Below are 238 nucleotides of genomic sequence, written 5' to 3'. Positions count from 1 at the left end.
GGCCGTCATCTACGTGCTGGTCATCGGCGTCTGGCCGCTGGCGCAGGGCATCTGGTTCAGCCTCTACGAATATAATTTGCTCAAGCCGGCGCGGACGCATTTCGTCGGCCTCGGCAATTATATCGATCTTCTCTCCGACACAGTGACGCGCGGGGCCTTCGTCAACACTGTCATCTTCACGGTCGGCGCTGTGACTGTCGAATTGCTGCTCGGCCTTGCCATAGCGCTGGCGCTGTCC

At 60.1% G+C, this 238-nt stretch carries 1 pseudogene; it reads left to right on the top strand.

The features are described 5' to 3' along the window. Positions 1-238, top strand: a pseudogene (locus AF337_RS12135) (sugar ABC transporter permease); the annotation flags it as partial.

Origin of the sequence: Rhizobium ecuadorense, from assembly GCF_001187535.1 — a bacterium.
Taxonomy (GTDB): domain Bacteria; phylum Pseudomonadota; class Alphaproteobacteria; order Rhizobiales; family Rhizobiaceae; genus Rhizobium; species Rhizobium ecuadorense.
Note: the sequence above shows the minus strand (reverse complement) of the source record. Positions and strands in the feature narration are given on the sequence as shown.